This is a genomic window from Candidatus Palauibacter sp. (assembly GCF_965237495.1).
Lineage (GTDB): Bacteria > Gemmatimonadota > Gemmatimonadetes > Palauibacterales > Palauibacteraceae > Palauibacter.
In genome coordinates this window covers 3,512,787-3,533,060 of the sequence record NZ_OZ250143.1, presented here as the reverse complement: position 1 = coordinate 3,533,060, position 20,274 = coordinate 3,512,787, and the positions used below count along the sequence as shown (strand labels likewise).

18 protein-coding genes are annotated in these 20,274 nt (G+C 68.2%); 7 read left to right on the top strand and 11 right to left on the bottom strand.

What is annotated here, in order from left to right; translation table 11 throughout:
• The first annotated feature begins 215 nt into the window (after positions 1-215).
• Positions 216-338, top strand: a complete 123-nt coding sequence (locus ACPXY0_RS15505) for a hypothetical protein (RefSeq protein ID WP_423926074.1) — start codon at positions 216-218, stop codon at positions 336-338.
• 53 nt (positions 339-391) lie between these two features.
• Here ACPXY0_RS15505 and ACPXY0_RS15500 read toward each other — a convergent pair whose 3' ends face one another.
• The gene (locus ACPXY0_RS15500) at positions 392-778 is read right to left on the bottom strand and encodes a type II toxin-antitoxin system VapC family toxin (RefSeq protein WP_419943354.1); all 387 of its coding nucleotides are present in this window, start codon (positions 776-778) and stop codon (positions 392-394) included.
• Between the two features lie 2 nt (positions 779-780).
• Positions 781-1,017 (bottom strand): type II toxin-antitoxin system Phd/YefM family antitoxin, encoded by a 237-nt coding sequence (locus tag ACPXY0_RS15495; protein ID WP_419943355.1) that lies wholly within the window; start codon positions 1,015-1,017, stop codon positions 781-783.
• Positions 1,018-1,224: 207 nt separating this feature from the next.
• Between ACPXY0_RS15495 and ACPXY0_RS15490 the strand changes: the two genes are divergently transcribed.
• The gene (locus ACPXY0_RS15490; RefSeq protein ID WP_419943356.1) at positions 1,225-1,728 is read left to right on the top strand and encodes a DinB family protein; all 504 of its coding nucleotides are present in this window, start codon (positions 1,225-1,227) and stop codon (positions 1,726-1,728) included.
• Between the two features lie 16 nt (positions 1,729-1,744).
• Here ACPXY0_RS15490 and ACPXY0_RS15485 read toward each other — a convergent pair whose 3' ends face one another.
• From ACPXY0_RS15485 to ACPXY0_RS15460, 6 genes are all read right to left on the bottom strand, one after another.
• Complete coding sequence (locus ACPXY0_RS15485; protein ID WP_423926071.1) at positions 1,745-2,095, bottom strand: hypothetical protein; 351 nt, start codon at positions 2,093-2,095, stop codon at positions 1,745-1,747.
• A gap of 93 nt (positions 2,096-2,188) precedes the next feature.
• The gene (locus ACPXY0_RS15480) at positions 2,189-3,316 is read right to left on the bottom strand and encodes an amidohydrolase family protein (RefSeq protein WP_423926069.1); all 1,128 of its coding nucleotides are present in this window, start codon (positions 3,314-3,316) and stop codon (positions 2,189-2,191) included.
• 49 nt (positions 3,317-3,365) lie between these two features.
• Entirely contained in the window at positions 3,366-4,106 is a 741-nt protein-coding gene (locus tag ACPXY0_RS15475; protein ID WP_423926067.1) for a creatininase family protein, read from the bottom strand.
• A 154-nt stretch (positions 4,107-4,260) separates the two neighbouring features.
• Positions 4,261-5,805, bottom strand: a complete 1,545-nt coding sequence (locus tag ACPXY0_RS15470; protein WP_423926065.1) for a M56 family metallopeptidase — start codon at positions 5,803-5,805, stop codon at positions 4,261-4,263.
• Positions 5,802-6,170, bottom strand: coding sequence for a BlaI/MecI/CopY family transcriptional regulator (locus tag ACPXY0_RS15465; protein WP_423926063.1), 369 nt, complete (start codon positions 6,168-6,170; stop codon positions 5,802-5,804). The genes ACPXY0_RS15470 and ACPXY0_RS15465 overlap by 4 nt, the downstream gene beginning before the upstream one ends.
• Before the next feature lie 59 nt (positions 6,171-6,229).
• A complete protein-coding gene (locus ACPXY0_RS15460; RefSeq protein WP_423926061.1) occupies positions 6,230-7,831 on the bottom strand; it encodes a M56 family metallopeptidase in 1,602 nt (533 codons plus the stop codon).
• Between the two features lie 233 nt (positions 7,832-8,064).
• On the opposite strand from ACPXY0_RS15460, the gene ACPXY0_RS15455 reads away from it, so the two are divergent.
• The 5 genes from ACPXY0_RS15455 to ACPXY0_RS15435 all read left to right on the top strand — a co-directional run bounded on the left by ACPXY0_RS15455 (position 8,065) and on the right by ACPXY0_RS15435 (position 16,624).
• Positions 8,065-11,334 (top strand): VPS10 domain-containing protein, encoded by a 3,270-nt coding sequence (locus ACPXY0_RS15455; RefSeq protein WP_423926059.1) that lies wholly within the window; start codon positions 8,065-8,067, stop codon positions 11,332-11,334.
• Between the two features lie 213 nt (positions 11,335-11,547).
• Positions 11,548-14,397 carry a M14 family metallopeptidase gene (locus ACPXY0_RS15450; protein WP_423926057.1) on the top strand — a complete coding sequence of 950 codons (2,850 nt, stop codon included), beginning with the start codon at positions 11,548-11,550 and terminating at the stop codon, positions 14,395-14,397.
• 95 nt (positions 14,398-14,492) lie between these two features.
• Positions 14,493-15,389, top strand: a complete 897-nt coding sequence (locus ACPXY0_RS15445) for a glycosyltransferase family 2 protein (RefSeq protein WP_423926055.1) — start codon at positions 14,493-14,495, stop codon at positions 15,387-15,389.
• Between the two features lie 4 nt (positions 15,390-15,393).
• Positions 15,394-16,446 (top strand): 6-bladed beta-propeller, encoded by a 1,053-nt coding sequence (locus ACPXY0_RS15440; RefSeq protein WP_423926053.1) that lies wholly within the window; start codon positions 15,394-15,396, stop codon positions 16,444-16,446.
• A complete protein-coding gene (locus ACPXY0_RS15435) occupies positions 16,409-16,624 on the top strand; it encodes a hypothetical protein (protein ID WP_423926051.1) in 216 nt (71 codons plus the stop codon). Before ACPXY0_RS15440 ends, ACPXY0_RS15435 begins: the two co-directional genes overlap by 38 nt.
• On the opposite strand, the gene ACPXY0_RS15430 is transcribed toward ACPXY0_RS15435, so the two are convergent.
• The 3 genes from ACPXY0_RS15430 to ACPXY0_RS15420 form a co-directional block, all read right to left on the bottom strand.
• Positions 16,606-17,406 (bottom strand): glycosyltransferase family 2 protein, encoded by an 801-nt coding sequence (locus ACPXY0_RS15430; protein ID WP_423926049.1) that lies wholly within the window; start codon positions 17,404-17,406, stop codon positions 16,606-16,608. The genes ACPXY0_RS15435 and ACPXY0_RS15430 overlap by 19 nt on opposite strands.
• Positions 17,403-18,329: a sulfotransferase domain-containing protein gene (locus ACPXY0_RS15425; RefSeq protein ID WP_423926047.1), complete on the bottom strand. Its 927-nt coding sequence runs from the start codon at positions 18,327-18,329 to the stop codon at positions 17,403-17,405. The genes ACPXY0_RS15430 and ACPXY0_RS15425 overlap by 4 nt, the downstream gene beginning before the upstream one ends.
• A 104-nt stretch (positions 18,330-18,433) precedes the next feature.
• The gene (locus tag ACPXY0_RS15420) at positions 18,434-20,110 is read right to left on the bottom strand and encodes a sulfotransferase (protein WP_423926045.1); all 1,677 of its coding nucleotides are present in this window, start codon (positions 20,108-20,110) and stop codon (positions 18,434-18,436) included.
• Positions 20,111-20,274: the final 164 nt, after the last annotated feature.

Sequence of the window (20,274 nt, the reverse complement as noted above, 5' to 3'; positions counted from 1 at the left end):
CGGACATCATGGAGCTGATCGCTCGCGCCCCGTGGCGCGAGGCCGTGACCTACCGCGACACCTAGCCCCACGAGTACGTCGTCAGCCAGAAGGACGCTCAGCAGGAACTCCTCGCCGCCTTCTGCGAGCGGATCGGGCGGGGCGAGGGCGTCACCTGCCGTTTCTTCCACCAGACGCGAGAATACCTGTTCCTCGGTGAATACAAGTACTGGACGATGACGGGATGCCCGGACATCGACGTGGATGCCGGAGACTACGTCCTCAACCGCGCGCTCCTCTACCGGGACCGCCGCGACTTCGAGATACGGCGCGGCGACACCGGCAAGAGAGACGACTGACCGTGCGTCAGACGAGGATCAGCGGTGCGTCAGGACGCCGAAAAGGCGATCGTCTACCAGAGGCGGTCCAGCCCATAGCGGTCGAAGACCCCATCGGTCGAGACGATGGGCAGACCGCGCGCCAGGGCTTGTGCCGCGAGTATGCGGTCAAAGGGATCTCGATGGGGTCCGGGCAGGCGCCCGGCGCGCGCGGCGTCGGCAACCGTGATCGGTAGTTCGTCGAAGCCCTGAGCGGCCATGTGCCCAGCGATGTCGAGAGCCACGGCTTCGCAGCCCGGCAACTTCCCAATCCGGTATTTCGTTGCGATCTCCCAGGCTGTCGCGGCGCTGATCACGACGCGGTTCGTTTCGTCGCCGATCAAGAGACGTGCCTTCCCGGAGAGGTGGCTACTGTCTCCGAGCCACCAGAGGAACGCGTGGGTGTCCAGCAACAGCCGCACCCTTATCCACCCTCCCAGGCCGCCAGTTCTTCCTCCGGCAGCGCGTCGAAGAAGCTGTCGGGAATGACGATCTCTCCCTTGAGGACGTCAGGCTGCCGCTGGCCACGAGGCTTGCAAAGAACCAGCCGCGCCACCGGTTCCCCCCGGCGGGCGATCACGATGTCCTCCCCCGCCTCCACCTGAGCGAGCAGGCGGGAGAGCTGCGTCTTGGCTTCGTGGACATTCACGACGACGGTCATCTTTTCTCCGGAACCTGGCGTCACCTAGCTAGAAATCTAGCCAGGTTGCGGTTCAGGTCAATGAGCCTGGCGCTCCGGGTGCTCCGGCGAAGGTCTGAACCCAGGCGCGGCCGGTGCTTCCATCCGCCGGTCGAACATCGCAGCTTGTGCCGCCGACCGCGCATCAGGACCCGTGACCGAAACCACGCCCTCACACCGGAGTCTCACATGTCTGCTCAAGGAACTCTCAACGCGTTCGACCACATCGTGGCCGGGTGCCGGACCGCGCTCGAGGCCGTCCCCGACGACCGCCTGGACTGGCGTCCGCACGAGAAGTCCTGGACGCTCGGGGAACTCGCGACCCACGTCGCGATGATCCCGAACTGGACCATGCCCACGCTGACGATGTCCGAGTTCGACATCGGTGCGGGGGACGGACCGCCGCCGAACCCGGAACTCACGTCTTCCGGGGACCTGGTCGCCGCCCTCGACCGGAGTGCCGCGGCAGCCCGGCAGACGATCGAGGCGACCTCGGACGAGGTGTTCGCGAGTTCCTGGACCATGAAGGTCGGTGGCGAGACGCGCTTCACGATGCCCAAGGCCATCGTGCTTCGGAGCTTCATCCTCGACCACCTGATCCACCACCGGGCGCAGTTGGGGGTCTATCTGCGTCTTCTCGACGTGCCGGTGCCCCAGATGTTCGGGCCCACGGCGGATTTCCCGGATATGTGAGGTCGGCCGGGTCAGCTCAACAGCTTGATCCACTGCAGCAGAGAGGTCGCCTTGGCGGCCTGGCGGGCGATGGAGGCGCGGTCGCCGCGCTCAACTCGATGGGCCCCGGCTCGGAGATCGCGCCCTCCGCCGCTGCCACCCGGTAGGCGACCTCCGCTCTCCTCTCCGCATCGACGAAGAGCGCGGCCGCCTCATGCACCTTCGCGGCGGCGCGTGTCCTCGCCTCCCGCGCCTCCTCGAGTCGCACCTCGGCCTTCTTCCACACGCTTGAACTATGAGCGAGCCCCCTGTAGGCGGCGTCGTAGGCCTCTTCCCTCGCATGCCCCAGTTTGTAGGCGTCGAAGACCGTCTTTTTCGGATCCTTCATGTCGTGTTGTCCCTGTTTCCCGCCTGCTTGTCCCGCCTGTGCGCGCGTGGATCTGCGCCCGATCGTACACGCGTTGTCGGCGCCCGTCCACTCCTAGGGGAAGCGGCTTCTGTCGATGCCCGGGATGATCCGGAGCGCGTTCTCGAAGTAGACCTTCCGAAGGACCTCGTCCGGGAGGTCGAGGCCGTACATGCGCCAGAACGCGTGGTACTTCCGGTAGTAGGGGAAGTACTCGTCCGAGGTCTCCAGAACGCGGAAGTAGGTGGGGTACTCGTCCGGAGCCCAGGAATCCTTCCCCATCAGGATCCGGTCCTGATAGTTGATGAAGAACTCGCGCGCGAAGCGCGGCTGCCGCCCCGGTTCGTAGATCACCGCCCCCAGCCCCACGTTCATGTTGGGGATCTCGTCCAGGGTGCGCCCGAGGCGGCCGAGGTCGTGGCCCAGCCACGCGAGGTGCGCCGCGATGAACGTCGTCTCCGGGTGCCGGCGGAACATGTTGAGCTGCTCGCCCAGCACCTGCTCGAAGGACGGCGGGCCCGTCTGGCGACGCCGCGGCCGCAGGCGAAGCTCGAGCCAGCGCTCGTTGTTCTCGTCCATCGGTTCCCAGAACTCCGCCGGGTCCGCCGAGTGGATGAGGACGGGGATGCCGAGTTCGCCCGCCCTGGCCCAGATTGGATCGAGACGGGGATCGTCGACCGGGACCCGCTCTCCGGCGGCATCCGTGATCCACAGCCCGAGACTCTTGAAGATCTTGAGGCCGCGGGCGCCGGCGCGGACATCGGCATCGAGCCGGGCCGCGGCGAGCGCCCCGAACTCGGGGTCGTCGATGTCGCCGAAATCGACGTTCGCGAACACGACGAAACGACCGGGATACGCCGCTTCGAAGGCTTCCACCTGCCGCGCGAGCTGGGGACCCGTGCCTCCGCTGAGGTTCACGCCGACGGCGAGGTTGAGCGCGTCCATGTCGCGGACGAGCTGGTCGAGCCGCGCCCGGGGCATCGTCGCGTTGAGGTGGAGGTGAACGTCCACGAACGGAAAACCGGCGCGCGTGACGGGATTCTCCGGCACGACGAGCGTCGAGCGCGGGTCGTACGCCTCGATCGTCATCGGCGGTGAGTTGTCCGGCGGCACGGGCGGCGGGCCGCGCCGCTCCTGCGCCGCGAGGGACCCCGCGGCTCCGAGCATGATCACGACCGCCGCTCCCGTTCGCGCGAACCTCATCCCGTCGGCTCCCTCGTCAAGTCGCGCCCCCGTCGACCCGGAAGCTGGTCTACGCCCCGAAATGCGCGGCGATCCGGTCCGCCAGCGCCGTGATCAGCTTCTCGCCCATCTCGGCGGTCGCGCCCCGCGCGTCGCCCAGGATGCCGTTCGGCGTCACGCTCCTGAACCCCTCGCCGAGCACGCGCCGGATGAGTTCCGGTTCCTCCTCGGGCGTCGTCAACTGCCCGCACTCGACCCGGTCCTCCCGGACGAGACCGTCGTGCATGGCCATCATGATCGAGGTCTCCGCGATGTCGGCGTGGCCTCCCACGCGGGACCCCAGACCCGCCTCCGACTCGGCGATCTCCCGCCAGGTCCCGATGACTTCAATCAGATCCGCGTATACGTCCACGGAACAGTCGGGCCCCGACGCTTCGTTGAACGCGTCCCGCGCCTCGGCGAGCGGGGCGAAGTTACCGCCGTGCGAGGGGACGAAGCAGACGCGCCGAAACCCGTGGTGCGCCAGGCTCACGCAGTAGTCGTGGCACACCGCGAGGAAGGTTTCCCTGCTGAGGGAGACGGTGCCCGCGAAGTCCATGTGGTGGTCGGACCAGCCGACCCGGATAGTAGGGGCGACGAGCGCGCTACCGAGCCGCCGGGCGATCTCGACTGCAAGCCGGTCCCCGTGCTCGGCATCCATGAAGAGGGGCAAGTGCGGCCCGTGCTGCTCCACCGCCCCCGCCGCGACGACGACGGTCGTGACCCCGGCCTCGATCGCGGCGCCGATCTCGGGCGAAGTCATCCGCTCCATCCGTATTTCCGCACACATGGGAGGCACTCCGGCTCGCTGGGGCTGGAAGGTGGGAGGGCTCAGCTCCCGCAGCCTGTCGCAAGCCGAATGATCCGGTGACCCGGACCAGGGCGCTACCCTCACGATGAGGCTCGCCCGGTGCGCGATCCCGCCGCTACTTCGACCGCAGCACCTCAAGCTCCGGGATTCTCACCTCGCGCCAGGTCTCGCAGGAAACGCGACTCACGCCCGCCCCATCCTGCAGTTCCACCGAACATTCGTCCGGTCGGCCCAGGAACACGCTGGCGTCGATCGTGAATCCCCGGATGTGCACTGTCCGCCCACCGAGAGCGCCCTCCTTGACGACAAACAGCTCCCGGGGATCCAGGCCGTTCGCCAGAGCGAGCGCCTCTTGCAGACCTATGAGGTTCCCGGACGCAGCCTCGAACCGCTGCTCCTGGTCCCTGCCCGAGATCCGGATGCGGATGTCGAACTCCTGGGGAACAGCGCCATCGACCGACGCGCCCAACTCGGCAAGGCGAGACACGAATGCCCTGCTGAAGGATTCGGCCGCGTCTCTCGTAAGCTGGCCATCCGCCGCCAGCGAATCGATGTGGGACGTGAGCGCGGCCGCGAGGCGACGACTGCCACTCTCGGCCCGCGAATCGTGGGTCAGTCGGCCCTCCAGGTCGGCGGGCGTCATAGCCGCGTGGGGGAAGACCGAGTCCGACCGGTCGGTGCAGTAGACCAGGCCCAGGGCGAGCAGGCACAATGCGCCGCACTTGAGTGCGGCTCGAAGCCCACGCGGGGCCGACAACGGTTCAATCTTCATGACCCTCCGGAGCCTCTCTTCGAGATCCACGCCACGCCTGCGGACATGTGCTGCGCTGGCGAAGGCGGGCGGCTGATGTGCGGGTCGCTCGGTCATGAGGGCGATGGCTCGCAGCAGCGAACCGGCATATGCCCGAGGTTCGACCTTGAGGGAAGCCACCGCCAGCGCGTCGCAGCAGAACTCCTCGGCTGCCCGCAGCCTGCGGCGCGCCCACCAGGCCACCGGGTTCCACCAGAACACGGTGCACGCCAGCCATTCGAGCCAGCGCACCCGGTGATCGTGTCGCCGAACGTGAGCAAGTTCGTGCGACAGGATGCAGCGGAGTTCGGCACGCGTGAGCTGAGTGAGCAGCGTCGAAGGGATGACGACGCGCACGGGGCCCCCGGCCCACCACACCATCGGGGACAGGTCCGCTCGCGTCGTGCGAATCGTCGGCGTACTGCGAAGGCCGAGCGATGCGCCGATCTCACGTCCCAACCGCTGGACTTCAGCCGGAGCGATCTCCGAGGCCGAGGCTAGCTGGCGCCGAAAACTCAAGGTGCGTACGAGCGTCCAGGCGAGGGCACCCGCGGCGCCAAGAAGCCAGACCCAGACGAGCGCCGCCTTCGCCAGGACCGCGAGCCAGTCCGCGAGGCCCACTCCGGGCGACGGCGTCCGAGCCACGGTCGTGAACACGTCGGCCGCCGGCAAAGCCGCGCGTACGGCCTCCGGGGCCAACACCGGAATCGAGACGAGCGGCGGCACGACCAGCGCACCCAGCGTCAGGAGCCAGAGCGCATGGGACAGAGCGGGCCGGCGAACACGCCGCTGCACGGCCCACGCCGCCCCCGCCAGGACGACGGAGAGAGCCAGCTTGCTGGCGCCGATCTGGAAGATCAGATCCGTCATCCCTCCTCCAGGATCCTTCGCAGGCGCTCGATCTCCTCGGGCGCAAGTTTCCGGTCTTCGATCAGTTGCGTAATCATGGGAACCAGCGAACCCCCCGTGATCCGGTCGGCCAGCGCCTCGAGCCGCCCGGACGCGTATTCCTCCCGGCTGACCCGGGCCGAGAAGAGTTGAGTCCCCAGGCTGCCATCACGGTGGACGAAGCCCTTGTCCTCCAGCCTTTGCAGCAGCCGCTGGATCGTCCCGTGCGCCGACCGGGTCGTGTCGGGGTAAAGCTTTTCGCGGAGCCGGCGCGCCGTCAGGCACCCCTCCTTCCAGAGCCGCTCCATGACCGCGAGTTCGGCGTTGGCCAGGCGCGGTATCGTCATGCGAGACCCTTTCTCGATCGTTTCCGACGGGGAGCGTCGAGCGCCACGCTGCCGCTGCGCTATCGCCTCAGGCGGAGCTTTCCCTTGCTGGTTTCCGCCGTCTCGCACGTCATCGTGCCGGAAACGAGTTCGCTCGGAGAGAGACTTCCGCCTTCATCAACCGAACATTCGAGATGCATCCCATGGAGTAACTTGAAGTTTGAGGCTTGGCGCACCCGCAGGTGCCGGGCCAACTCGGCCTCAACGGCTTCTGCATCCGAGAGCGGGGTTCCCGACAGCGCGGACCGAAGGGCGGCAAGTTCCAGCGAGACCAACCTGGGATCTCCGGTCCCGTCGTCTGGTGTCACACCCAGGAACAAGTCGGGAATCCGGCCAGGTCCAGCGGGTTCACCCGCCGAAAGGGCCCGGGATCGGGAGAGGACCCGGTCCCCGGCGGCATGGAGGGCCTCGACAAGCTCGCTTGGGAGTGAGTGTTCCGCCGCGAGAGTCTCGAGTCGGGCGGAGAGAGTACGCAGCACCCGCTCACGCTCAAACTCGGCGGGACGGAGGGACGAATCTCCGTCGACCGCGAAAGGTGACTTGGCAGTCGGGTTTCCTTCGGTGACGAGGAACTCGGCGGTCTCCTGCACCGGCGGCGCCAGCGCCGGGTCCACGGCCGTCAGGTCCGACTGGTCGGTGCAGTAGGTCAGGCCGCCCGCCAGCAGGCAGACAGCGCCGCACCGCAGGGTGACGCGCAGCCATCGCGGCGTCTCCGGCGGTCTCCTGTTCGTCATAATCACGCGAAATCTCCTTTCCAGTCGCGACGCGCGGCCGCAGCGATCGACCGTACTCGCGAAGGTCAGCGGCCCCGGTGCCGGGGCTGTGGACATGAAATCGATCACCCGGAGCAGGGCCCCGGCGTACATCCGTGGCTCGCCGTCGATCGTAGAGATGGCCAGCGCGTCACAGCACAACTCCTCCGACGCCCGCAACCTTCGGCGGGCCCACCAGGCGACGGGGTTCCACCAGAAGGCGGCGCACGCCAGCCATTCGAGCCAGCGGACGACGTGATCGCGCCGTCGGACGTGGGCGAGTTCATGCGCCAGGATGCAGCGCAGTTCGACCCCATCCATCGCGGCCAGCAGGGGCGAGGGGAGTAGGATCCGCGCCTTCCCTCCGGCCCACCACACCATGGGGGACACGTGCGCCGGTGTGGCGTAAACCGTTGGGACCGCCCCCAGTCCGAGGTTGCGGGCGATCTCCTGCGCGGTGCGCTGGACCGAGGGCGGCGCGACCTCCGACGCTCTCACGAGCGAGCGGTGGAAGCGCAGTGTGCGAACGAGCGTCCAGCCGAGGACGGAAGCGGTGCCCAGCAGCCAGAGCCAGACGAGCCCCTCCTTGCCGTGACTCTTGAGCCAGCTGACAAGGATGGCCCCCGCCAATGGCGTCGGCTCCGCCCCCAACAAGCCCACGGCCGCGACGGCCGCGACGGGATCGGCCTCCCGCGGCCAGATCGGAATCGAGACGAGCGGAGGCACGAGCAGGGCCGCGAGCGGCAGCAACCAGAGTCCGTGGGCCAGAGACGGCCAGCCGAGGCGGCGCTGCACGATCCACGCGACTCCGGCAAGGCCGACGGACAGCACCAGCTTGCTGGCCCCGATCTGGAGAATCAGATCCGTCATTTCTCGCTCTCCGTTGACCACCGTACCGACGACATGTCGTAAGTCTACGACGCGATGTCGTATTCGGCAACCTCGGTGAGTCGACGGGCGTTTCCCACGAGCTGCGGTTTCAGATTTCGGTCGGTTTGCCTACTGTATATCCGTTGTAATGGTCGTTGGGTGGGGTGGCCGGTGCCGGTTCCTTCGCCCGGGCCTCCCTCCCGCGGAACCCCCTGCCACACGAGGTAATCGAGATGCGTACGCGCTCAGGGCTCCCAGGAAGTCTGTCGCTTGCGGCGGTGATCGCCCTCATCGCCACACCCCTCCCCGCGATGGCTCAGGACGCCGACATGGCGGCAGCCGTCGCGGCGCTCGAGTGGCGCGAGATCGGCCCCACCATCATGGGTGGCCGCATCGCCGACATCGCGCCCGTCGAGTCCGATCCTTCCACCTTCTACGTCGCGACCGCGACGGGCGGGCTGTGGAAGACGATCAACCACGGGAACAACTTCGAGTCGGTCTTTGACGACCAGACGATGCTGTCGATCGGAGATGTGACCCTCGCCCCGTCCAACCCCAACGTCGTGTGGGTCGGATCGGGCGAGCCGCAGAACCGCCAGAGTTCCCCGTGGGGGATGGGCGTGTTCCGGTCCACGGATGCCGGTCGCACCTGGACCCACATGGGGCTCGAGGCCACGCACCACATCTCCCGGATCCAGGTCCACCCGCGGAATCCGGACGTGGCCTACGTGGCGGCGATGGGTCGCCTGTGGGGCTCCAACCCCGAGCGCGGCGTCTACCGGACGATGGACGGAGGCGAGACGTGGGAGCTGGTCCTCCATGTCGACGAGCACACGGGCGCGATCGACCTCGCCATGGATCCGGGCGATCCGAGGACGTTGTTCGCGGCCATGTACCAGCGGCAGCGGACGTTGTGGGGCTTCAACGGCGGCGGGCCGGGCAGCGGCATCTACCGGACGATGGATGGCGGCGACAACTGGACGAAGCTCGCCGGAGGCCTGCCGGAGGGTGACCTCGGCCGCATTGGGCTCGACATCTACCGGGGCGACGGGAACCTCGTCATGGCGATCGTCGAGGCCGACGCGCGCGCCCCCGGCCAGGGCGGTGGCGGTGGCGGGCAGGGGCAGGACGACCCGGACCGCAAGACCGGCATCTACAAGTCCACCGACCGCGGCGAGACGTGGACGCAGGTCAGCACGACGAACAACCGTCCCATGTACTACAGCCAGATCCGCATCGATCCGAACGATCCGGAGCGGGTCTACCTGGGCGGCGGGAACCTGTACCGCTCCTCCGACGGCGGGAACAACTTCACGCCGGACGCGTCCTCCGAGGTCCACTCAGACCACCACGCGCTGTGGATCGATCCGGCGAACTCCGACCACCTCATCCTCGGCGGCGACGGAGGCGTCTCGGTCAGCTGGGACCGCTCCGATAGCTGGCGGCAGCTCCGCAACCTCCCGGTGGCGCAGTTCTACGAGATCGCGGTCGACAACCGCGACCCGTACCACGTCTGCGGCGGTCTCCAGGACAACGGCTCGTGGTGCGCCCCCTCGGACACCTGGTCCAACCAGGGGATCCGGCCCCGCGACTGGTATAACGTGGGCAGCGGCGACGGCTACTTTCCCCGCCTCCACCCCAATGGCGAGGAGATGCTCGCGGAGTCCCAGAACGGGAACCTGATGCGGGTGAACCTGGCGACGGGCGAGCGGCTCCGGATGCGGCCGGTGGGACGCCCCGGGGAGGATGAGGAGGATCCGCCCGACTACCGCTGGAACTGGGACACGCCGATCGAGGTGTCGCCGAGCGACCCGAACACCGTCTACTACGGATCCAACGTTGTCTTCAAGTCGACGGACTACGGACAGACGTGGGAGCAGATCTCCCCGGACCTGACGAAGGCCATCGACCGCCAGACGCTCGAGATCATGGGCGTCCTCGGCTCCGAGCCGATGATGTCGGCCAACGATGGGACGTCGACGTTCGGCAACATGATCTCGATCGAGGAGTCACCGCTCGACCCGATGCTCGTCTACGCGGGCACGGACGACGGGAACCTCCAGGTCACCCGGGACGGCGGCGCGACGTGGACGAACGCGGCGTTGAACATGCCGGGCGTGCCCGACCAGCTCTACATGACGCGGATCGTCGCGTCGCACGCCGACGCGGGCACCGTCTGGGTCGCGGGCGACAACCACCGCAACGACGACATGGCGCCGTACCTGTACGTCTCGAACGACTTCGGCGAGTCGTGGCGGGCGATCACGGACGGGATCCCGGACGGATGGTCGACGAACGCGCTCAAGCAGCACCCGCGCGCGGCCAACCTGCTCTTCGCCGGCAACGAGATCGGGACCTACTTCTCGATCGACGCCGGGAACTCGTGGCACCCGCTGCTCCGGAACATGCCGCCCGCTCCCGTGGACGACATCCACATCCAGGAGCGCGAGAACGATCTGGTCATCGGCACGCACGGGCGCGGGATCTGGATCATGGAGGACATCACTCCGCTCGAGGAGTGGAGCCAGGCCGTGTTCGCCTCCGAGGTGCACCTCTTCTCGACCCAGTCGGCCGTCGCCTACAACCCATACACGCCGCAGGGCTGGACGCCGGGCATCTTCGAGGCGGACAACCCGCCGCAGGGCGCCCGGATCCGCTACTGGCTGGGCAGCGACCTGCCGGACGCCCCGATGGCCGACGACGATGAGTCGAACATGATGGGCCGGGTGGCCGGTTCGGGTGGTCCGTCGGCCAACGGCGGCTCGTCCGAGGACGCCGGCGCCTCCATGGCCGGAAACGCCACCATCACGATCCTCGATTCGAGCGGCGACATGGTCCGTGAACTCGAGGGCGGCGGCGACCGCGGCCTGAACGAGGTGATGTGGGATCTCCGCTACGAGCCTCCGCCGTCCGCGCCGGGCGGCGGAGGCGGGTTCGGCCGCGGCGGCGCCGTCGCGCCCAAGGCCCTCCCCGGGACGTACACGGCCCGGCTGGAGGCGGCGGGACAGACGCTCGAGACGGCCGTCACGGTGCGGCTCGACCCGCGGGTGAACATCAGCCGGAGCGATCTGATGGCGCGGCAGGAGGCGCTCATGAGCGCCTACGCGCTGTCGAAGCCGACGAACGAGGGGCTGCAGGCGCTGGGCCGGCTGCGCGACCATCTGGCCGACATCGAGGCGCAGGTCGAGGATCACGACGTGTCCGAGTCGCTGACGGCGGAGGTCGAGGCCGTGGGCGAGGAGCTGGACGAGATCGGAGAAGAGCTCGACGGAGCCAGGGATGGCGCCGGAATCTCCGGCAACCTTTCCGGCTACCACACCGCGCCGACGGCGGACATGCTGTGGCAGCTCGAGCGCGGGTGGGACGTGCTGCCCGGCGCCATCGATCGCGTCAACGCCATGATCGAGGACCGGATGCCGGCGCTCTTCTCGGCGGTGCAGGCGGCGGGGGTCGGCCCGGACCTCGGCGACCCGATCCAGGTGCCGTCTCCGCCCATGCGCTGACGGTCGGCTCCAGCCGGAAGCTGTCCACGCTTCCGTGACAACCGCCCGCCGCGGGCCCGGAGACTCGGGCCCCGCGGCGGGCGGTGTCGCTTTCAGCCGGGGGGATTGGGCTTCCGACCACCTGGTCCCCATTATGCGCCGAAGCTCGGCATCGAGACTGCACAGGGATCTGCAAGAGATCCGCAAGGGATCTGCATAAGGAGAGTCCGGAAAATGTCGTTTCTCACCCCCCATGGGACCGTGGCCCGCGTCGCGCTGCCCGCCATCGCGATCGTTCTCGCCTACGTCGCGCCCCGGCCGGCCGTCGCGCAGGATCTCACGACGCCGGAGACGTTCTTCGGCCACCGGATCGGCGCCGACTACGAGCTTCCGGACTACGGCGACCTCACCCGCTACTGGGAGACGCTGGCGGCCGAATCGCCGCGCATGACGCTGCAGTCGATCGGGAAGACGGCCGAGGGCCGCGACCAGCTCATGGCGATCGTCACCTCGCCCGAGAACCACGCGAACCTGGACGAATACCGGCGGATCGCGGCCCGCCTGGCGCGCGCGAGAGGGGTGTCGGAAGACGAGGCGCGTGACCTCGCGAAGCGCGGCAAGGCCGTCGTGTGGATCGACGGCGGTCTCCACGCCACGGAAGTCCTGGGCGCGCAACAGTTGATGGAAACGCTGTGGCAGTTCGTGAGCGGGACCGACGACGAGACGATGCGGATCCTCGACGACGTCATCATCCTCTTCGTCCACGCGAACCCCGACGGGATGGACCTCGTCTCGAACTGGTATACGCGGACCGAGGAGAAGACGGAGCGCGCCACCCGCGGCATCCCCGTCCTCTACCAGAAGTACGTGGGGCACGACAACAACCGCGATTTCTACGCGTCCTTCCAGCCGGAATCCGAGAACATGAACCGGCAGATGTACCGGACGTGGTATCCGCAGATCGTCTACAACCACCACCAGACGGGTCCGACGGGGACCGTGCTCTTCGCCCCGCCGTTCCGGGATCCGTTCAACTACAACATCGACCCCATGGTCATCACCGGGATCGACCTCGTGGGGGCGGCCATGCACTCGCGCTTCACCGCGGAGGGAAAGCCGGGGGCGACGCGGCGGCGCGGGGCGAACTACTCCACGTGGTGGAACGGCGGCCTGCGCACGATGCCGTACTTCCACAACATGATCGGGCTCCTCACCGAGACGATCGGGAACCCGACCCCGATGGAGATCCCGCTCATCCTCGAGCGGGTGCTGCCCAACGACAATCTGCCCGCGCCGATCGCGCCGCAGCCGTGGCACTTCCGGCAGTCAATCGACTACTCGGTGACCGCGAACCAGGCGGTGCTCGACCTCGCCTCGCGCTACCGGGAGACGTTCCTGTACCGGATCTGGCGCATGGGGATGAACTCGATCGAGCGCGGCAACAAGGACAGCTGGACGATCCAGCCCAAGCGGGTGGACTGGCTGCGCGAGGAACTGCAGGCGGGGTGGGGCGAGACGGACTTCGCCCGCAACGTGGGCGGCTTCGGCGGCAGCCGCGGCACGCGAGCGGACTACGACAAGCTCTTCGACCCCGCGCTCCGCGACCCACGCGGATACATCATGCCCTCGGACCAGGCCGACTTCCCCACGGCGACGAAGTTCGTCAACTCGCTGCTCGAGACCGGGGTGATGGTGGAGTGGGCCACGGCACCCTTCGTCGTTGAAGGGAAGCGGTATCCCGAGGGCTCTTATGTGGTGCGGACGGCGCAGGCCTTCCGGCCCCACGTCATCGACATGTTCGAGCCGCAGGACCACCCGAACGATTTCCTCTATCCGGGAGCGCCCCCGACCCCGCCGTACGACAACGCGGGCTGGACGCTGGCGATCCAGATGGGGGTCGAGTTCGACCGTATCCTCGAGGGCTTCGACGGGCCGTTCGAGGAGATCACGGAGTGGAACGCGAGCCCCATGCCGGGCGTGGTCGCGGACGCGGGTGGTGCGGCCGGCTTCCTGTTCAGCCACGAGGTGAACGATTCGTTCACGGCGATCAACCGGCTGCAGGGCTCGGGGCATGAGGTCTACTGGCTCACCTCCGCGCTGACGGAGGGCGGGAGGACGCACCCGGCCGGCACCTTCTACGTGAAGAGCCGGGGCGGGACCGCGGACGAGGTCGCGACGCTGGCCGCCGAACTGGGCCTCAACCTCCGGGGTCTCGCGGACGATCCGGACGCCGACGCCCTGCGGCTGCGGGTGCCCCGAATCGCGCTCTGGGACACCTACGGCGGCTCGATGCCCTCGGGCTGGATCCGCTGGATCCTCGAGCAGTACGGGTTCGCGGACTACGAGCTTGTCTTCCCGCAGCGGCTCAACGCGGGAGACCTGAGCGATGACTACGACGTCATCATCTTCCCCGACGGCGCCATCGGTTCGCAGTTCGAGGAGGTGTTCGCCGGTGTGCCAGATTCCGTCCGGCAGGAGATGATGCGCCAGTTCGGGTTCGGGGCCCCGGATCCGGAGACGATTCCCGCGGAGTACCGCGATCGACTCGGACGGGTCACGCCGGGGGCGACGATGCCGGCGCTCATCGAGTTCCTGGAGGACGGCGGCTCGATCGTCACCATCGGCGGTTCGACCGATCTCGGGAAGGCGCTCGGCCTCCCGCTCGAGGACCATCTGGTGAAGGGCGGACAGCCGCTGAGCCGGGAGGAGTACTACGTGCCCGGGTCGATTCTGGAGGTGTCGGTGGACAACTCCCGGCTCGTCGCGACGGGCGTTCCCTCGCCGCTCGCGGTCTCGTTCAACAACAGCCCCGTGTTCAGCCCGTCTGCGCTGGACTCCGGCGCCGCCGCCGCGATGGGGGTGACGCCGCTCGCGCGGTTCGACAACGACGCGCCGCTGATCAGCGGCTGGGCCTGGGGCCAGGAGTACCTGCAGGGCGGCGTGACGATGGCGGAGGCCGAGGTCGGCGACGGACACCTTTATCTGTTCGGCCCGCTCATCACGCGCCGCGCGCAGCCGCACGGCACCTTCAAGTTCCTGTTCAACGCCATCGCCCTCTCGAACGCGGAGCCCGGGCGCCCGTAGAGGAGGACGTTGACGTGGAGTTGAGGCACGCCGGGGGGCCGGAGCGAACGAGGCCTGCTCGCTCGCCGCGAGCCACGGCACCAGCCGATTGGGAAGTGGCTGGCGGCTCCACCCCCGCGCCCCGCGCCCTCTCCGTCATCGTCAGCACGTACAATGCGCCGGACGAACTGGCGCTCACCCTATGGGGCTATTCGGCGCAGACTCGCCGCGACTTCGAGGTGGTCATCGCCGATGACGGCTCGGGGCCGGAGACGCGCGACCGGATCGAGTACATGCGGGAGTCCACCGGCCTCACGATCCGGCACTTGTGGCAGACGGACGACGGATTTCGGAAGTGTCGGATCCTCAACCAGGCGATCGTCGAGGCGCGCGGGGCCTACCTCATCCTCAGTGACGGCGACTGCATCCCGCGCGACGATTTCGTGGAGACGCACGCCGCCCTGGCCAAGCGAGGGCGCTTCGTCTCCGGCGGGCGAGTTCCCGTCGCCAGCGAGGTGGGACCCACGATCGACCGTGACGATGTGCTCACAGGTTCACTGTTCGAGGAGACGTGGCTTCGGCGCCGGGCCGCGATCGTCCGTGGCCGGGACCGGCACAAGCTCACACGTTCGCGTCCCCGGGCGGTGTGGCTTGATCGCCGGACCACGACCCGGGCGACGTGGAACGGGCACAACGCGTCGGCCTGGAAGTCGGACCTGCTGGCGGTGAACGGCTTCGACGAGCGCATGACCTACCCGGTCGAGGACCGCGAACTGGGCGAACGCCTGCGCAACGCGGGGATCCGCCCGCTACAGGCCAGGCACCGGGCGGTGTGCGCGCATGTGGAGCACGCCCGTCCCTGGCTCGATCGTGAGGCGCAGGCGAGAAACGCTCAACTGCGGGCCGAGACCCGGGGCGTGCCCCGGTGGCTGCGCTTCTTCGAAGGTCTCGTGCGAGGACCCCACTGGACGAAACACGGTATCCACAAGGGACCACGCCCCGACGGAGGTTGACGTGATGCAGAGGCCAACTCTCGTCCTCGCCGCCCTTGCGCTCGTCGTCGGGGCCTGCCGCGAGGGGTCGCACGCTTCCCGGCTCGCTGCGGAGCCGGAGTTGTCAGGTGCGCATTCCGACTTGACCGCTCACCTGGAACTGAGAATCGACGAGACCCTCGACCCTGACTGGCCGCTCACCAGGGTGGGTGACGTCGTCATCGGTCACGATGGACGCCTCTTCGTGTCGCAGCCTCAGGTGCCAGCCGTCTACGTTCTTGACGAAACCGGCCGCGTCACGGGCACCATTGGACGCCGGGGCGAGGGTCCGGGCGAGTTCATGGGGCTGGCCGCCCTCGGCCTCCTCGGCGACACCCTCTTCGCGAGCGATCCGGATCTTGGACGCGTGAGCTTCTTCTCGCCTGATGGCGAGTTCATCCGGTCACGCCAATGGATCGCCGACATGGAGCCTCAGCGGGTCGAGGACGGGTTCCGGCTTCTGCTTCTCCCCGGCCCACCGGTCGCTCTGTTCAGCGGCGGATCAGCACTCGTGCGACCCAACATGATGCTCCTGCCCGAGCCTCCCGGCGAGGAGGTGCGCCGGACAACCCTGCGCATTCCCCTCCTCAAGATCGATGCCGCATCCAAGGTGGTCGACACGCTGGCGTGGGAGGAAACGACGAGCGCTACCGTGGGTTTGAGGCGTCGCGGCTCCGTGTTCCAGATTGCCGCTCCATTCCAGCGGCATCCGCACACGGCCATCATGCCGAGCGGCGCGGGCGTCGTCGTAGCGCGCGACCTTGAATCGGGCAGGGCGAGCGTGTCGGTGAACCGGATCGGCCCCGGGGCCGATACCCTGTTCTCCCGCAACTACACGTACCGACCGGTCCCGGTAACCGAAGCCGATCTCGAGCGGTCACTCGGAAGATCTCACGGTCTTTCCTCCGGACGTCGACGGCGCTCCCGATGGTCCCGACTTCATGCGACCTCTGCGGGAGGCTGGTCTGGTTCCCGAGACGCTGCCGCCGGTCACAGGCCTCGTGGCAGGGCAGGACGGATCCATCTGGCTGCGTCGTGAGGAGGCGGCGGCGGACCGGATCGCCTGGACCGTGCTGGAGAAGAACGGCGAGGTGCGAGGAACGGTCAGCCTTCCCCGCGGCCAGAGGGTCGTCGCCGCACTGGAGACCGTCATGGTCGCCGTCGAGGAAGACGAATTCGACGTCCCGTCCGTTCTGCGTTACCGCGTGAGGCCGTAGCCGGAGCGAAGCCGGCGCTCGAACCGCTCGCGGCTCGCGGGAGCCGGCGGGCGCTCCTCGTGCCAGAGATGGAGTACCGGGACGGCATAGCGTCCCTCCTTGCGGCGCACGCCGTTCCGGATCAGGCGTACGACGAGATCGTTGTCCTCGAAGCCCCAGCCCTCGTAACCCTCGTCGAACCCGTGGACGGCAAGAAAATCCGTCCGCCACACAGCCAGGTTACAGCCCTTGACGCCGCGCCACGCGCGCGGAGAGACCCGGCGCAGAGGGCCAAGTGGCACACGCAGCAGCGGAGTGAACCGGTCTACACGCCCGCGCAGCCTCTCTCGCAGCCAGCGCGTAGCGCTCCAGCGCTGGATTGGCAGTCCGCGTTCGAGCGCGGTGCGCGAGAGTTCGCGGTCGAGGCGCACTCTGCTGCCGTGGACGAAACGTCCCGGCTCGGCGAGCCGCGCGTGCCGTCGCAGGAAGTCGGGCCGAACGACGCAATCACCATCGAGGAACACGAAGTACTCCCGCCCGGTCTCGGCGGCGGCGCGGTTCCGGATCGCCGCGAGGTGGTATCCGCGGTCCTCCTGCCACACATGCCGGAGAGGGAAGCCCAGTTCTTCCGTCCGCCGCGCGACGAGGGCGCGGGTATCCAGGCTGGAGCCGTCGTCCGCCACGATGACCTCGAAACGGCGATACGTCTGGTCGTCGAGGCTCCGCAGCACCGCATCGAGGGCGTCGGGGCGCTCATAGGTCGAGACGATGACCGCGATATCGGGTGCGATGGACGCAGTCACCGCAGATACCCCGCCCGCTCCATGACCGGGCCGAACGCGGTCTCGATGCGGGCCGCGACCCCCGGGTCCATTTCCTTCTTCCAGTCGTCCGTCCGCCCCCGGCGGATGAACCGTCCCTCGCCCCGGGCGCGACCGAAATACGCCTCCGCGCCGTGTCGGTCCTCGACCTCCTTCATCGCCTCGAACATCCCGCGCGCCACGGCGCGCGACAGCCTCGCTTCGAACGCCGCCGTCCTTGCCGCCACGGCGCCGTCGCCGTCGGATCCTCGCGCAGACGATATTCGTACCGAATTCCGTACAAACGTTCCCGCGGGAACGCATTCCGCGGGGGTGCGCCCGATGAACTCCGCGACGCGCCGGAGCGCCGCCTCACGGTCCTCGACGAAGTCCTCGTAGCGAGCGAGGAGGATCCGATCACCCCCTTCCGCGCGACGCAGCGCCGCCGAGACCTGCCGATCCCAGCGCTCGAGATGCCGGTGCCACGCGTCGAAAGGCGCGGTGCCCGCCAGGTATCCGTTGACGAATACCGGCAGCGTCATGGCGCGGTCGCCGAACATCGTCACGTACATGTGCCAGAACGAGACGAGCACCGCCCTCGGGTCCCGAACGAGATAGAGCGTCCCGGGGTAGCGCCGCGCGTACCGGGGATACTCGTTCCGAAACACCCGCGGGTTCGGCAGGTGCGCGTATGCGGCGATCTCGTGGTCGCGGCCGTGCACGAACGGGACGTAGTCGCCGACGTTGTAGAGGTTGACGTCGCCCTCTCGATCCTTGGACAGGAACACCGCCAGCATGTAGGCGAGCCATGTGTTCCCCGATTTCGGGTGACCCACCAGGAACACGTCGGTAGGCCGGAGCGCCCGAAGGAAAGGGGGTTCCCGCAGCCGGTTCCGGAGCCCATCCCGCAGTCGGTAGTAGCCCACTCGGCGTTTGGTTCGTCCGAACCATCGCTTCAGCGCCGGCTTCGGGCGCCGGGGCGCCTTCGGGGGCTCGAGGCGCGGGGGTCGGGGTGGCCCCGGGGGCCGATTCACTTCGCCCATGGCACCGGCCGTCCGATCAGTTCCGAGACTTCGTCGGCGTCGAACGCGTACGTGCGCTCGAGGTGGTCGCGCACCCAGTCCGGCATGGTGACGGGGTCGGACGCGTTCACGGGCCGGGTGAGCGAGGCGGAGTCGGCCACCGCGAAATCCACCTCGAGGAAACCGAGCAGGTCGCGCAGCAGCGCTTCAGGCCGCTCACGGATCTCGTCCAGGAAACCGAAGAAGAATTGGTCGCGCGGGAAGTACGTCATCCAGGCACGCAGACAGCTCGCGTAGTCGCTGCGACGGCGGACCGGATCGCTGTAGAAGAAGGAGACGAGTTCGTCGCGGCCCACATCGCTCAGCGGCGTCCCCCGCCACCTTGGGAAGCCGCTCCGGGCCTGCGACCAGGCGCGCTCGATCGGGTCGCGCATCATGAAGATCAGCTTCGCGTCCGGCATCCACTCGGCCACGCGCCGGATCACCGCCGGTTCGAGGATTGCGTAGGCGGGCGTGATCTCACCGCGGATCCTGCCTCCTGCCGGGGCGCGGAGGAAACGGGCGAGGTATCGGAGCCGGTCGTACCGGTCGCGCGCAGACCCGCTCTCGCCAAGTGCGCGGAGCTTCCGGTCGAAGAAATGGATCTCCTTGCGACCCATCCGGATGTCGGGGTGCGCCGCGAGGTGCGCCGCCACCCAGCTCGTGCCCGCGCGCGTGGCGCCGATGCCGACGAAATGCGGCATCCAGCGAGACAGTCCGCGTCGGCGCGCCGGGGTCAGATGTCGCCGAGCCGGGGGGCCGTCGCCATCGCTCGCGGCTGGCCGCACGTATCCGGAGGCCTCCATCTGGTCGTCCAGGAACGTCGCAGGCAGCCGACGAAACGCGCCGTCCGCTCGCCCTCCGCGCAGGCGTTGGAACGAGGTCCACTCCCGCCGTTTGCGCGGCGAGGGGAACTCCGTCGTCGACCAGTGGTCGAACTCCTCCTCCTCCAAGAACTTGAGTTCGTAGAAGCAGACCGGCGCGAAGTGGTGGGTGCGAAGCCAGCGCGGGCGGATGAGCTGCTCCCAGTGTTTCCTCTTGTGAAACTTGACATCATAGCTGCAGGGGGCGATCCGCACCTCGCGGTTCACCTCGCCGCGCGGCGCCCGAAACGACCGGTCGACCGTCCGGTACACGGTCTGGCCGGCAAGAGACCAGGCGGCGGGCCAACCGCGCCCAAGCCGGGCAAGTAGTCCAGCGAAGGCGTCCCGCTGCTCACGGACGAGCACCATGTCCGCGTCCCACTTGCAGGCATGGCGTCTCGTGCAGCGCGACAGAGCCCAGTTCGTGAAGTAGACCAGGGAGTGCAGCGAGTCCTCGGGAGTCCGGTCGTGCTCGTTTCCAAAGCGCCCGAGCGCGAAGGGATAGGAATGAAGGCGGATCTTCGCCCCCCCGGCGGCGGACCCCTGCACGTGCCGCACGATCTCGACCGTGTGGTCCCGGCTCCCGTTGTCGATCACATGGATCTCGTCGAACACCGGGAGGATCGAGCGCAGGCAGTGTTCGATCTTCGACCCTTCGTCCTTCGCGCGCACGAAGGCGCTCGTGCCCGGCGTCCGATGCCGACGCGGGAGTGCAAACGCGAACGCGTCGTTCCCTTCGCGGTTCGGGAAATCCATTTGGCGGGGACGCAACGAGATCGGCATGAACTCCGGCCGGGGCGAGGGGTCGCTGTGAACATCCGATCCGTTTCAGGAATCGCTGTCAACCGTGGCGTCCGCTCCGATCCGGATTGCCGCCCCGTTCGCCCGGCGCCATCTTCCTCTGCCCCGGCAGGCGGCCGACCCACTTCGGCAAGCGATCCGCCAGC

What these genes read in the sequence shown, in the direction of transcription:
- ACPXY0_RS15505 (WP_423926074.1), top strand. Translation starts at nt 216, where the DNA reads ATGACGGGATGCCCGGACATCGACGTGGATGCCGGAGACTACGTCCTC.
- ACPXY0_RS15480 (WP_423926069.1), bottom strand. Translation starts at nt 3,316, where the DNA reads ATGAGGTTCGCGCGAACGGGAGCGGCGGTCGTGATCATGCTCGGAGCC.
- ACPXY0_RS15465 (WP_423926063.1), bottom strand. Translation starts at nt 6,170, where the DNA reads ATGACGATACCGCGCCTGGCCAACGCCGAACTCGCGGTCATGGAGCGG.
- ACPXY0_RS15470 (WP_423926065.1), bottom strand. Translation starts at nt 5,805, where the DNA reads ATGACGGATCTGATCTTCCAGATCGGCGCCAGCAAGCTGGCTCTCTCC.
- ACPXY0_RS15455 (WP_423926059.1), top strand. Translation starts at nt 8,065, where the DNA reads ATGCGTACGCGCTCAGGGCTCCCAGGAAGTCTGTCGCTTGCGGCGGTG.
- ACPXY0_RS15450 (WP_423926057.1), top strand. Translation starts at nt 11,548, where the DNA reads ATGTCGTTTCTCACCCCCCATGGGACCGTGGCCCGCGTCGCGCTGCCC.
- ACPXY0_RS15460 (WP_423926061.1), bottom strand. Translation starts at nt 7,831, where the DNA reads ATGACGGATCTGATTCTCCAGATCGGGGCCAGCAAGCTGGTGCTGTCC.
- ACPXY0_RS15475 (WP_423926067.1), bottom strand. Translation starts at nt 4,106, where the DNA reads ATGGAGCGGATGACTTCGCCCGAGATCGGCGCCGCGATCGAGGCCGGG.
- ACPXY0_RS15490 (WP_419943356.1), top strand. Translation starts at nt 1,225, where the DNA reads ATGTCTGCTCAAGGAACTCTCAACGCGTTCGACCACATCGTGGCCGGG.
- ACPXY0_RS15495 (WP_419943355.1), bottom strand. Translation starts at nt 1,017, where the DNA reads ATGACCGTCGTCGTGAATGTCCACGAAGCCAAGACGCAGCTCTCCCGC.
- ACPXY0_RS15440 (WP_423926053.1), top strand. Translation starts at nt 15,394, where the DNA reads ATGCAGAGGCCAACTCTCGTCCTCGCCGCCCTTGCGCTCGTCGTCGGG.
- ACPXY0_RS15420 (WP_423926045.1), bottom strand. Translation starts at nt 20,110, where the DNA reads ATGCCGATCTCGTTGCGTCCCCGCCAAATGGATTTCCCGAACCGCGAA.
- ACPXY0_RS15485 (WP_423926071.1), bottom strand. Translation starts at nt 2,095, where the DNA reads ATGAAGGATCCGAAAAAGACGGTCTTCGACGCCTACAAACTGGGGCAT.